Genomic DNA, 12,585 nt, shown 5'->3' with positions numbered 1-12,585 from the left:
TTAGTACAGGGAGCGCAGTTGTTCGGTCATGTCGTCCTCGAGGTCGTCGACGAACTCGTCGACCTCGTCGTCGGGCGTCGTGCCGATGCGGTTGAGCCGCGGGACGGCGTCGATGTCCGTGATCTCGTCGATCGGGACGCCCGCGTCGAGCGCGTCGAACGCCTCGTCGTTGAACGTCCGGATCGCGCCGAGGATCCGGTAGGTCTTCTCCGGCGGGCAGTAGCGGTCGACGTCGTGCAGGGCGTTCTGCTGGAGCCACGCCTCCTTGATGTAGCGGGCGACCTCCAGAGTCAGCTGCTGGTCCTCCGGCAGGGCGTCCTTGCCGACGAGCTGGACGACCTCCTGCAGTTCGTCGTCCTCGTCGAGGACGTCGATGGCCCACTGGCGCTGCTCGGGCCAGTCCTCGGCGACGTTGTTCTCGAACCACTCGTCGAGCTGGTCGCGGTACAGCGAATAGGACTCGTTCCAGTTGATCGCCGGGAAGTGCCGGCGCTCGGCGAGGTCCGAGTCCAGCGCCCAGAACGTCTTGACGATGCGCAGCGTGTTCTGGGTCACGGGCTCGGAGAAGTCACCGCCGGGCGGCGAGACCGCGCCGATGGCGGAGATGGAGCCCTCGGTGCCGTTGATGTTGTCGAAGTAGCCGGCCCGCTCGTAGAACTCCGAGAGGCGGGCGGCCAGGTACGCCGGGTAGCCCTCCTCGCCGGGCATCTCCTCCAGCCGCGAGGAGATCTCCCGCATGGCCTCGGCCCACCGCGAGGTGGAGTCGGCCATCAGCGCCACGTCGTAGCCCATGTCGCGGTAGTGCTCCGCGATGGTGATCCCGGTGTAGACGCAGGACTCCCGGGCGGCGACGGGCATGTTCGAGGTGTTGGCGATGAGGCAGGTCCGGGCCATCAGCGCGTTGCCGGTCTGGGGGTCGGGCAGCTCCGGGAAGTCGTCGATGACCTCCGTCATCTCGTTGCCCCGCTCGCCGCAGCCGATGTAGACGACGATGTCGGCGTCGGCGAACTTGGCGAGGCTCTGCTGGGTGACGGTCTTGCCGGACCCGAACGGACCCGGAATGGCCGCGGTCCCGCCCTTCGCCAGGGGGAACAGGCCGTCGAGGATGCGCTGGCCCGACGTGAGCGGCTCGGTCGGTGTCTGCTTGTCCTCGGTCGGGCGCGGCTCGCGGACCGGCCACTCCTGGCGCATCTGGATCTCGGTGCCGTCGTCGAGCTCGGCGACGGTGTCCTCGACGGTGAAGTTGCCCGACTCGATCGAGACGATCTCGGCGGTCTCGCCCTCGTCGAGGGCGCCCGGCGGGACCATCACCTTGTGGTCGATGCTGGGCGTCTCGGGGACGCTGCCGACGATGTCGCCGCGGCCGACCTCGTCGCCTTCCTCGACCTCGGGGGTGAACTCCCAGGTCTTCTCCAGGTCGATACCGGGGGCGTCGACGCCGCGGTCGAGGAACGCCGACCCCATCTTCTCCTCCAGCACGTCCAGCGGGCGCTGGACGCCGTCGTAGATGGAGTCCAGCATGCCCGGGCCGAGGTCGACCGACAGCGGCGCCCCGGTCCCCTCGACGGGTTCGCCCGGGGCGACCGCGGAGGTCTCCTCGTAGACCTGGATCGTGGTGATGTCGCCCTCGATCTCGATGACCTCGCCCATCAGTCCCTCTTCGCCGACGTAGACGACGTCGTTCATCTTCGCGTCGAGGTCCCTGGCCGTGACGACCGGGCCCGACACGCTCTCGATGACGCCGTCCTCGCGAACGGTCGTGTCTGTTGCTTGGCTCATGTTAGTCTTCCTCCATCAGGTCGATGCCGATGGCGCGTTTGATCTGCTCGCGCAGTCCGCTGGAGCCGGCGTCGCCACCGAGGGTGACCAGCACCGGCTCCACGCTCGTTTCGACGTCCGAACGGACGCCCCGGGAGAGGTGGTCGAGGTCCTCGTCGTGCATCACGAGGATGCCGACGTTGTCGTCCTCGAGCATCTCCCGGACCGCGTCGTCGAGCTGTTCGTCCTTCTCGTCGTCGGGCACGTCCGCGAACTCCCGCACCCCGGCCAGCCGGAAGCCGGTCGTGAAGTCCGGACTGCCGACGACGGCGATCTCCTGGCTCATCGTACCACCAGTTCGTCCCGGATCTGTTCCGGCGGGAGGCCCGCCTCGCGACCGCGCGCGACCGCGCGGATGTTGTTGACCTCCCGCTCCTTGGCGAGCACGTACGACAGCACCGGGCACACGGATAGGGGATAGCGGTTGGAAAGCGTGTCGGCGTACGCCAGCAGCGCCGCGTCCAGCGCGTGGTCGAACTCGATGAGGCTGTCGGCCTCCTCGAGCACCCGCAGCGCCTCGTCCAGGTCGTCGCCGTAGGTGCTGTCGCGGATCCGCTCGACCAGCGCCGCCTCGTCGTCGACCAGCTGGCGCAGCTCCTCGGCGTCGAACAGCCGTCCGCCCTCGATGAAGTACTCCGCCGGGTCCATGTCCGTGTCCGTCCGCGCGAGCCGCAGCACGTTCCGGACGTTCCGGAAGTCGATCTCCGCCCGCAGGAACTGCACGTACAGCCCCGTCGGCCGGTCGGGGTTCTCGGGCAGCCCCTCGATGAGCGTCTCGTAGAACGTCCGGTCGACCGCGTTCTCCAGCGGGACGAGCAGCCCGGTCGACTCGTAGTCCTCCATGGCCGCCTCGAGGGGCTCCTCGAAGATGGTCCCCTCCAGGGCGGCGACGACGTCCTCGACGGACTCGGCCTCGACCAGCCGCCCGAGCAGGGCCTCGGAGAACTCGCCCGCGCGGATGAGGTCGTCCTCGACGTCGGCCGCGTCGGCGCCCGAGTAGACGCCCCGCAGCACCGTCTTGACGTTCCACGCGTCGAACTTCCGGAGGTAGCGGACGACGTAGTCGTACAGTCGCCCCTCCGACCACCGGAGCAGGTCCTCGAAGTGCTTGGCGAGGTTCTGGTTCAGCGCGTACTCGATGAGGTCGACCCCGTCGTGGCGGGCCCCGAGGCGGTTCATCTCCGTCTCGTACTCCGACTCCTCCATGAAGCGGGCGATCTCGCCGGGCCCCATCCGGACCAGTTTCCGGTAGTCGTCGTCGTCGAACAGCGACGCCCGGCGGGACCGCACCCGGGCGTTGACGTACTCGTAGTTGCTGGTCTCGTAGTCGGGCGCGCTCATTGGTCTTCGAACAGGCGGGCGCTTATCTCCCGGAGGTTGTCCTCCCAGACCTCCTCCAGCAGCGAGTCGAACGTGTTGTTGACCCGGACCCGCGAGGACTCGCTCTCGACGACGACGCCGCCGAGGCACTCGCGCTCGCCGCCGTACTCGTAGCCGTACTCCTCGGCGAGGTCGGTCAGCAGGTCCTCGTCGTCGGCCCGACCGTACACCCGCACGTCGTCGGCGTCGTCGAACTCCTCGCTGGCGGCGTCCAGCAGGTCCCGCGTCAGCTCCTCGCGGCGGTCGCCCTCGAGGGCGGCCAGTTCGTCCTCGACGGCTCGGCGGACCTCCTCGAGCACGTCCCGGCGGGCGCCGAGCCGCTCCTGTTTGGCCTCGAGGTTCGCGCTCGACAGCATCTGCTCGCGCTCCTGCTCGATCGTGGCCTCGACCTCCTCGGCGCGCTCCTCGCGGATGGCCTCGGCGTCGGCTTCGGCCTCGTCGATGATCTCCGTCGCCTGTGCCTCGGCGTCGGCCCGAATCTCCTCCGCACGTGCGCGGGCCTCGTCTCGAATGTCCTCTACGACTGTATCGAGGCTCATGTGTAGTGAAAGGGGGTTCTCGGTGCGGTTACTGCGCGATGAAGATGGTGACGAACGCGATAATGATGAGCGTCTCCGGGAGCGCTGTGAAGATCAGCGCCGGGACGAACATGTCGTCGTCCTCCGCGACGGCGCCGACGGCCGCCGACCCGATACCGCGCTGCGCGTAGCCCGTCGCGAGCGCCCCGAGACCGACCGCGATCGCCGCTGCGCCCTGGTTGTTGAGTGCGGGACCGCCCTGCTGCAGTGCGACTTCCGCCAGCTGTGGAATGTTGTCGATCATTGTTGTGGTGAGTTCCGGGGTTGGTTTCCGTACAGGGAGACGTTTGCTCTATGCAGGTCATAAAGGTTCTCAAATCCGACGGCAGATGCGCCCAGTCCGCACATCTTTCGCCTCTCGCGCCGCCGGACGAGCGGCTACCGGGACGGGAAACCACACGGCAGAAAGGCGAACGGCCGCGGCCTACTGGTCGCGGGTGTAGACCCGCTCGCGACCGAACGGCGAGTACGTCTCGCCGTTGCCGTCGTAGAACTTCTCGAAGAACTCGAAGTACTCCAGACGGATCGACTGGATGCCCGAGGAGGTCACGCCGAGGATGAGCACGACAAGGTGCCCGAGGATCAACACGAGCACGCCGAACACCAGCATCGCCGGGCTCCCGTGGAACATCCCGTTGAAGATGATCGCGCCCTCGCCGTAGTTCTCGACGACGTACTCGGGCCCGTGAGCCGTCATGTAGTGGAACGTGCCGTGGTCGTTGTAGGCGCCGAAAAAGAGGAGGTTGACCGCGAAGGCCATCCCCGCCTTGGCGAGCAACACCGCGGCGATCCGCAGGTACGACAGCGCGTGGGCCAGCACGACGTGGATCTCGATGAGCTCGTGGGCCGCCGGCCCGAGCGCCAGCAGCGCCATCCCCGCGAGCACCATCCCGCCCCCGACCATCCCGACTTCGGCCGGGAACCCGGTGAACCCGAGGTGGAACGCGGCGTTGTCGCCGCTACCGAACACCTCGAAGAGGAAGTCGGGCTTGGCGCCGTCGAACGCGCGGCTGAAGATGAACAGCCAGAGGCCGTTCAGCGCGAGGATCCACGAGCCGCTCTCGAAGACGGCCTCCTTGACGCCGTGGAGCGTGTAGTTCTCGATGAAGTTGAGCACGTACGCCGTGTTCAGGTGCAGGATACCGAACAGCACCGTCACGACGAACCACGCGCGGGCCCAGTAGCCGGTGGCCGGCGACAGCCCCTTCTCGATGGGCGGGTGGCTCATGCCGACGAGGTCGATCCACAGCTTCTCGCCGAGCACGTGCAGCCCGAATATCTCGCCGTAGAGGATACCGAACGCCGCCGTCGACAGCCCGGCGGCGACGGTGATGATACCGAGACTCTCGAAGGCGTCCGAATCGAAGTTCGCGTAGATGTAGTAACCGATCGCGGTGTAGATGGCGCCGTAGCCGAAGTCGCCGATGATGAACCCGAACATCAGCGGGAACGTCAGGAACAGGAGGAAGGTCGGGTCGAACTCCGAGTAGTTCGGTCGGCCGACCGCCCGCGTCAACAGCTCGAACGGCCGGATCGTCGAGGGGTTGTCCTGGACTGACGGCGGCTCGTCGTCGCTTCCCATCGTCACGGTGCCACCGTCGGCACGCGCCTGCTGGGGTTCGGCGTCCGCCTCCGAGTCCTCGTCGTCGTCCAGCGCCTCGCCCGGCGGTTCGGCGTCGACGGCGCCGGCCTGCTCGGTCTCGGGCGCCGAGTGGTCGGTGTGGCCGTGGCCGTGACGGTCGTAGGCGGCCACTTCGAGCTCCTCGACGTGGACGTGCCCGTCGACCGCCTCGTTGACGGTCCGCTCGAACTCCTCGACCCGCTCGGTCGGGAGCCACCCCTCCGCGACGAAGGCGTTGTCCGTCGTCGCAAAGGAGAGTGGCGCCTCGGCCTTCTGGGCCTCGACGGCGAGTTTCTCCTCGGCGGCCAGCAGGAACCCCGCCACGTCGTAGCGCAGGTCCTCGAGCTGGCCCTCGACCGTCGAGAGCTGGGACTCGAGCTTCTGCTCCTCGTGGCGCAGCTCGTCGAGGTACTCCTCGGGGTCGCCCTCGCCGTCGGGCACCTCCAGCGCGGAGACGTCCGCCTCGACCAGCGCGCTCTGGAGCGTGTCCTCGTCCGTGCGGGCGAACGCGGCGACGACGCCGTCCCCGGCGAAGACCTCCGAAGCGGCGTCCAGATCGTCGAGCGCCCGCTCGACGGACTCGGCGTCGCCCTCGCCGACCTGGACGGCCAGCGAGTCGTACCCGTACAGCAGGTCGAGGTCGATGCCGAGCGCCGCGAACGGCTCCATCGCGTCGATGCGCTCGCGCACGTCGCGGAGGTCGTTCTCGATCTCCGAGCGGCGGTCGTCGAGCTCGTTGACCTCCGTCCGGACCTCCTCGAGTTCGCTCTCGAGCTGTTCGTCCTTCAGGATCCGGCTGGGGCCGGCGTCGTCGTCCTCGACGCCGAGGATCGACTGCAGCGACCGGACGGTGACGAGCTTCTCGGAGGCCTCGTCGCCGCCCTCCATCGGGTCGCCGTTCTCGAAGCCGTCCCAGTGGCCCTCGTACTCGCTGAGGTGGAGGACGTTGAGGTCGTGGGTCGCCTCGACGACGTCGCCCATGACCGAGCGCGCCCCGGTCACGGACACCTTGCTCATCCGCTTAGGTCTGAGCATGCACCGCCTCCTCGAACTGTGTCACCACGTACTCGACGACCTCCTCCTTGCGTTCCTCGGCGCGCGCCTCGAGGGCCTCACGCTCCTCGGCACCCTCTTCGAGGATGCGTTCGCGCTCGGCCTCGATCTCCTCGCGCGCGTCTTCGAGCCGCTCGTCGGCCTCGGCTTCGGCCTCTTCGCGGGCCCGCTCGCGGATCTCGTCGGCCTCCTCGCGGGCCTCCGCGACCGTCTCCTCGGCGTCCTCCTCGGCCTCGGCGACGATCTCGTCCGCCTCCTGTTCGGCGTCTTTGACTCGGTCGAGAACCTCTGGCCTTGGCATTTGCTAATCGTGGGGAGATCCGTTCAGGGCCTATTTGGTAGTTGCGAAGTGGCCCCGGTCGAGCGCCGCCGGAACGTGGTCCTCGCGGGCGCGCGACGGCGGTCGACAGCGCCGGCGACCCGACCGCGCGCGCCGTCCCGGCGCCGCGAGGCGTCGGAAAACGGGGGAACTATGCCGATCTGGCCCCAACCACCGCCAATGGCCGTCCAGGACAAGACGCGCGCCCGGATCTTCTACAAGTACCTCTCGAAGGTGTACGACCAGGTCAACCCGTTCATCTGGACCGAGGAGATGCGGACGGAGGCGCTGGATCTCGTGGACATCGCTTCCGACGACCGCGTCCTCGACGTGGGCTGTGGCACCGGCTTCGCCACCGAGGGCATCCTCGAACACACGGACAACGTCCACGGCTTAGACCAGAGCGTCCACCAGATGGAGAAGGCCTGGGCGAAGCTCGGCAAGCACGACCCCGTCAGCTTCTACCGCGGCGACGCCGAGCGCCTGCCGTTCAAGGACGACACCTTCGACGTGGTGTGGTCGTCGGGCTCGATCGAGTACTGGCCCGACCCCGTCGCCGCGCTGGCGGAGTGTCGCCGCATCGCGAAGCCCGGCGGGCAGGTGCTCATCGTCGGCCCGAACTACCCCTCCAACACCGTCTTCCAGAAGCTCGCCGACGCGTTCATGCTGTTCTACGGCGCCGAGGAGGCCGACCGGATGTTCCACGAGGCCGGCTTCGAGGAGTTCCGCCACGTGACGATGGGGCCCTCCTACAGCCCCGAGGTGGCGATCACCACCGTCGCCGAGGTCCCCGAGTAGCTCCGCGAGCGGAGCGAGCGCTTTTTCACCCACGTTTTTGCGCGAGCGGTACCCGCAGGGATCGACGCGGACGGCGAAGCCGTGCGCGGAGTGACCGAGGACACCCGAGCGGAAAAAGGTGGATGCAGGTCCCTCCTACAGCCCCGAGGTGGCGATCACCACCGTCGCCGAAGTTCGGAGTAGTCGGCTCGCGACCGCAGCGAGCGGGTAGAGAGGCCGGCCCGGTCTAGCGGGCGAAGAACCGTTCGTCGACGGTGCGACCGCCGGCGGTCGTGACCTCGATGCGGACGGCCTGTTTCGGGGTGAGCGTCCAGAGTTCGCCGTCGGAGCCGGTCGAGCCGACCCGGTGGCCGTTGACCGTGACGTTGGCGGCGAGTGGGTCGCCGGTCAGTTCGTCCCTGACGAGGATCTGCATCGGGCCGGTCGCGTGCGTGCGGTTGACCGTCAGTTCGACGCCCTCGCTGGTGTTGGTCGTCGCGGTCCGGGGAACGTCCTCCAGTGACTTGGTCTGGAACTCGCGGAACGACGACTCCGAGCGGCCGTCGAGGTACGTGCCGAGCGAGCCGTGGGGGTGGCGCAGTTCCACGTAGTAGATGGATGTGTTGCCGATCCCCTGGACGTCCGGTCCCGAGCGGGCGTTGGCGCTGGCCCACGGGTACAGCTCGGTCATCCGCCGGACGGCGGTGCCGACGCCGTTGGGCGACTCCTCGGTGACGAACTGGTTGGGCCCGACCTGTTCGCGGTTCTGGCCGAGGTACGCCTCGCGGTGGAACTGCGACCCGTCGAGCGACGAGAGGACGATCCCCGTCCCCGACGTGACGGTGTAGACGGGCACGGGCGCGCGCTCGCCGGCCATGGCGTCGCCCAGCTGGGCGCGGACGGGCCCGTACAGCGTGAGCAGGTCCCCCTCGAGGTTGTTCATCCGCGTGTCCAGGTCCGAGGGCAGCTCCAGCCCCGCGGCGCTCCGGATCCGGACGAACCGGTCGCCGACGGCGCGGGCGCTCGCGTCGAGCGCCGCCAGCTCCCGCAGGAACTCGCGGGTCCCGATCTCCCCGCCGTTGTATTCGTCGATGAGTCGGTTGCGCCGGAGCTCCAGTTCCTGGACGCGCTCGCCGAGGCGGGCGATCTCCTCGTGGAGCAGCGCCCGCCGGGCGCGCTCGCCGGTCGTGTTCCCGTACCGCTGTTCGAACGTGTGCGACGCGTACTCGCCGCGGAGGGCGGCCACGTCGCGCTGGAGGGCCCCGCCGACGTTCAGCCCGGCCCGCTCGTGGTCGGCGCCCTCGACGGCCTCGTCGCTGAGCCCGAGGTAACCCGACGTGTTCGTCCCCGGGGCGAAGGTGGTCGTGGCGTCGGTCCCGACGGAGACGCCGGTCGGTGACCCACCGGACAGTTCGGGCGCGCGCTCGGCGGCGTCCGGGCCGACGGCGAGCGACCCGGCGGCGACCGCCTGTGTCGCCGGTGCCGCGACGAGCAGGGCGAGGACCGCGAGGAGGAACGGGCGGTTCGAAGGCATCGCCTGTCCTCTTTCGTCCCCGGTTACAAAAACCCATCTACTCCCGATACCGCCGCGAGACGCGGAGAGGTCCGTAGACGTTTCAAAAGCAACGGAGACGTTTTAATGAAAAGCGTTTTCCGCTCCGCCCGAAATGGGTCGAGTATGTCCCCGCGGTCGTTCGCCGTCGTCGTCACTGCCCTCCTGCTCCTCCCCATCGGGGCCCTCGGGCTCGTCCCGGCCGCGGTGTCCGGAGGCGGGACAGCCGCGAGTCCCGCCGACCACCCCGGGGCGGTCGGCGCGAGCGTCGCCCCCCACGAGGGGTCGCTCGACGAGGGGGACATCGAGATGCGGGTCGAGGTGGCCGCCGACGGCGACGCCCGCTGGCGGGTGAAGACCGTCGTCTCGGACTCGATCGATACCGCCGACGAGCGGGCCGCCTTCCGCGATTTCGTCGACGCGTTCAACGAGAGCGAGGACCCGCTCGCCCTCGACACGTTCGTAGAGGGGGCGTCCAACGCCAGCCGGGTGACCGGCCGGGAGATGACCGTCAGGAACGTCGAGCGCCACCACGCGCTGCACAACGGGACCGGCGCCGTCTGGGTCACGTTCACGTGGACGAACTTCGGGGCGACGAGCGGCGACCGCCTCGCCGTCGACGACGCGTTCAACACCTCCTCGGGCGTGTGGCTCCCCTCGCTGACGCCGAGCGAGACGCTGGTCGTCGTCCCGCCGAGCGGGTACGGCGTCAGCAGCGCGCCGACCAGCGGGCCGGCCGCGGCGTCGGACCTCTCGGCCGGGGTCGCCAGGTGGGAGGGGCCCCAGGACTTCGGCGACCGCGGCCCGTGGATCGTCTACTCCGGCGACGCCCCGACGGCGACGCCGACGGACGGTCGGCCGCCGACGGGCACGGCGACCGGGACGCCTGGCGGCCCCGGAACGGGCACCGGAACCGGGGGAGTCAGCCCCGGCGGTGACGGCGACGGCGACGGCGTCCTCCCGGGCGCGCTGCCGTTCGTGGCCGTCGTCGTGGTCGGCGGCGCGAGCGCCGCCATCCTCGTCGCGTACATGCGCCGCGAGGACGACGACGGCCTCGGCGGCCTCATCGGCACGGGCGACGGACCCGACGCGGGCGCGGCGACCGCCGACGGCGCCACGGCGGACGCGAGCGCCGGCGGGGCGAGCGGCGGCGGATCCGCCGACGGTACGTCGTCCGCGGCGGCCGGTTCGGCCGCCGACGGAGCGGCCGGGGACGCCGGGGCTGGAGCCGGAGCCGGCGCCGCCGCGGGAGCGAGCGGAGCGGCCGCTGGCGACGACGCCGACACCGACACGGAGACGGACGACGGGGCCGACGACGAGGACGATGGGATCGACGAGGAGCTGCTCAGCGACGAGGAGCGCGTCGAGCGGCTGATCGAGGAGAACGGCGGGCGGATGAAGCAGGCGGCCATCGTCCAGGAGACGGGCTGGTCGAACGCGAAGGTGTCGCAGCTGCTCTCCGCGATGGACGAGGAGGGCCGGATCGACAAGCTCCGGATCGGCCGGGAGAACCTCATCTCGTTCCCCGACGAGGACGTGACCGACCTCGACTCCGAGTAGGGCGACCGTTCTCCCGGTAGGGGCGCGTTTCGCGGCGAAAACGCCGAACAACGGCCCGCCCCTCGGAAACGTTTAACCGCCGACCGGGCCAATCGTCGGGGTATGAAAGTCCTCGTCACAGTTACGGACGTGGCGGTCGTCGACGACGAGTTCGAGATCGACGGGCTCGACGTGGACGAGCGGTACCTCACCTACGAGCTCAACGAGTGGGACGACTACGCCGTCGAGGAGGCGGTCCAGATCGCCGAGGCGAGCGACGACGTGGAGGTCGTCACCGTCACCGTCGGCCCCGAGCGCTCGGAGGAGGCCATCCGGAAGGCGCTGGCGAAGGGCGCCGACCGGGCCGTCCGGGTCTGGGACGACGCGATCGCCGGGCGGGACCTGCTCGACGCCGAGACGAAGGCCGACCTGCTGGCGGCCGTCGCCCGCGAGGAGGACCCCGACCTGATACTGTCGGGCGTCCAGAGCGGCGACGACAGCTTCGCCGCCACGGGCGTCACGCTCGCCGAGAAGCTCGGCGACGAGTGGGCCGCCGTGGTCAACCAGCTCGACCTCGACACCGAGGGCGGCGTCGCCTCGGTCCACCGGGAGCTGGAGGGCGGCGTCGAGGAGCTGACCGACGTGGAGCTGCCCGCCGTGCTGACCATCCAGACGGGGATCAACGAGCCCCGCTACGCCAGCCTGCGGGGCATCCGCCAGGCCCAGAACAAGCCGCTGGACGTGAAGGGCCTCGCGGACCTGGGGCTCGACGAGACGGCGCTGGAGACGCCGCTGCGGCGGACGGCCACCTACGAACCGGAGAGCGAGGGCGAGGCGACCGTCTTCGAGGGCGGCCCCGACGAGGCGGCGGGTGAACTCGCCGCGATCCTCCGCGAGCAGGGGGTGGGCCAATGACGGTGCTGGCCGTCGCCGAGCACCGCCGCGGCGAACTGCGCGACGTGAGTCACGAACTCGCGGGCGCCGGCCGCGAGGTGGCCGAGGCGACCGACTCGGAGCTCCACCTCGCGGTCGTGGGCGGCGACGTGGAGTCGTTCGGCGAGGAACTCGTCCGCGAGGGCGTCGATCGGGTCCACACCGTCGACCGCGGCGAGGAGTTCAACCACGACGTGTCCGTCCAGGCCGTCGAGCAGCTGGCGGCCGAACTCGACCCGGACTACCTCCTCCTGCCTCACACCGTCAACGGGCTGGACTACGCGCCGGCGGTCGCCGAGCGGCTGGGCCTGCCGCTGGTGACCGACGCCGTCGACCTGGCGGTCGACGGGAACCTGGTCGTCACCCGCGAGATGTACGGCTCGAAGGTCGAGACGACCGTCGAGGTCGACGCCGACCGCGCGGCCGTGACGCTCCGGCCCGCCGAGTGGCCCGCCGCGCCGAAGGGCGGCGACGCGGCCGTCGAGCCGTTCGACGTGACTATCGACGAGTCGGCCGTCCGCTCGACCGTGACGGGCTTCGAGGAGGCCGCGGGCGGTGACGTGGACATCGCCGAGGCCGACGTGCTCGTCTCGGTCGGCCGGGGCATCGAGGAGGAGGACAACCTCGACATCATCTTCGACCTCGCGGAGGCGCTGGACGCCACCGTCTCTGCCTCCCGGCCCGTCGTCGACAACGGCTGGCTCCCGAAGAATCGCCAGGTCGGCCAGAGCGGGAAGGTGGTGACGCCGGACGTGTACATCGCCGTCGGGATCTCCGGCGCGGTCCAGCACGTAGCGGGGATGAAGGGCGCCGACACGATCATCGCGATCAACAAGGACCCCAACGCGCCCATCTTCGACATCGCCGACTACGGGATCGTCGACGACCTGTTCGACGTGGTGCCGGCGCTGACCGAGGAGTTCGGCGGGTAGCGGCCTGCGGTTGCGGACCCGTCCACCGCGTCGAGCCACGGCCGGTCCTTCCGCTATGCGGACCGTTTTATACCGAGGTTCGC

At 69.7% G+C, this 12,585-nt stretch carries 12 protein-coding genes; 4 read left to right on the top strand and 8 right to left on the bottom strand.

From position 1 onward, the window contains the following. The 7 genes from E3328_RS12510 to ahaH all read right to left on the bottom strand — a co-directional run bounded on the left by E3328_RS12510 (position 1) and on the right by ahaH (position 6,751). The gene (locus tag E3328_RS12510; protein WP_135364976.1) at positions 1–1,779 is read right to left on the bottom strand and encodes an ATP synthase subunit A; all 1,779 of its coding nucleotides are present in this window, start codon (positions 1,777–1,779) and stop codon (positions 1–3) included. Between the two features lies 1 nt (position 1,780). Beyond that, positions 1,781–2,104, bottom strand: coding sequence for a V-type ATP synthase subunit F (locus E3328_RS12505; RefSeq protein WP_135364975.1), 324 nt, complete (start codon positions 2,102–2,104; stop codon positions 1,781–1,783). Beyond that, positions 2,101–3,159: a V-type ATP synthase subunit C gene (locus E3328_RS12500; RefSeq protein ID WP_135364974.1), complete on the bottom strand. Its 1,059-nt coding sequence runs from the start codon at positions 3,157–3,159 to the stop codon at positions 2,101–2,103. The genes E3328_RS12505 and E3328_RS12500 overlap by 4 nt, the downstream gene beginning before the upstream one ends. Continuing rightward, positions 3,156–3,737 carry a V-type ATP synthase subunit E gene (locus E3328_RS12495; protein ID WP_135364973.1) on the bottom strand — a complete coding sequence of 194 codons (582 nt, stop codon included), beginning with the start codon at positions 3,735–3,737 and terminating at the stop codon, positions 3,156–3,158. Before E3328_RS12495 ends, E3328_RS12500 begins: the two co-directional genes overlap by 4 nt. A 28-nt stretch (positions 3,738–3,765) precedes the next feature. After that, positions 3,766–4,020, bottom strand: a complete 255-nt coding sequence (locus tag E3328_RS12490; RefSeq protein ID WP_135364972.1) for a hypothetical protein — start codon at positions 4,018–4,020, stop codon at positions 3,766–3,768. A 180-nt stretch (positions 4,021–4,200) separates the two neighbouring features. Continuing rightward, complete coding sequence (locus E3328_RS12485) at positions 4,201–6,432, bottom strand: V-type ATP synthase subunit I (RefSeq protein WP_135364971.1); 2,232 nt, start codon at positions 6,430–6,432, stop codon at positions 4,201–4,203. Next, positions 6,419–6,751 (bottom strand): ATP synthase archaeal subunit H, encoded by a 333-nt coding sequence (gene ahaH, locus E3328_RS12480; RefSeq protein ID WP_135364970.1) that lies wholly within the window; start codon positions 6,749–6,751, stop codon positions 6,419–6,421. Before ahaH ends, E3328_RS12485 begins: the two co-directional genes overlap by 14 nt. Before the next feature lie 198 nt (positions 6,752–6,949). Between ahaH and E3328_RS12475 the strand changes: the two genes are divergently transcribed. Then, positions 6,950–7,567, top strand: a complete 618-nt coding sequence (locus tag E3328_RS12475; RefSeq protein WP_135364969.1) for a methyltransferase domain-containing protein — start codon at positions 6,950–6,952, stop codon at positions 7,565–7,567. 226 nt (positions 7,568–7,793) lie between these two features. Here the strand turns inward: E3328_RS12475 and E3328_RS12470 are convergent, their stop codons facing one another. Beyond that, positions 7,794–9,080: a DUF7096 domain-containing protein gene (locus E3328_RS12470; RefSeq protein WP_135364968.1), complete on the bottom strand. Its 1,287-nt coding sequence runs from the start codon at positions 9,078–9,080 to the stop codon at positions 7,794–7,796. A 144-nt stretch (positions 9,081–9,224) separates the two neighbouring features. On the opposite strand from E3328_RS12470, the gene E3328_RS22550 reads away from it, so the two are divergent. From E3328_RS22550 to E3328_RS12455, 3 genes are all read left to right on the top strand, one after another. Next, on the top strand, positions 9,225–10,658 hold the full coding sequence (locus E3328_RS22550) for a helix-turn-helix transcriptional regulator (protein WP_246023006.1): 1,434 nt from the start codon (positions 9,225–9,227) through the stop codon (positions 10,656–10,658). A 102-nt stretch (positions 10,659–10,760) separates the two neighbouring features. Continuing rightward, complete coding sequence (locus E3328_RS12460; protein WP_135364967.1) at positions 10,761–11,552, top strand: electron transfer flavoprotein subunit beta/FixA family protein; 792 nt, start codon at positions 10,761–10,763, stop codon at positions 11,550–11,552. After that, entirely contained in the window at positions 11,549–12,502 is a 954-nt protein-coding gene (locus E3328_RS12455) for an electron transfer flavoprotein subunit alpha/FixB family protein (RefSeq protein WP_135364966.1), read from the top strand. Before E3328_RS12460 ends, E3328_RS12455 begins: the two co-directional genes overlap by 4 nt. The last annotated feature ends 83 nt before the right edge of the window (positions 12,503–12,585 follow it).

The organism is Halosimplex halophilum (assembly GCF_004698125.1).
GTDB lineage: Archaea > Halobacteriota > Halobacteria > Halobacteriales > Haloarculaceae > Halosimplex > Halosimplex halophilum.
The sequence above is the reverse complement of the archived record's forward strand: the minus strand, read 5'-3'. Positions and strand labels throughout refer to the sequence as shown.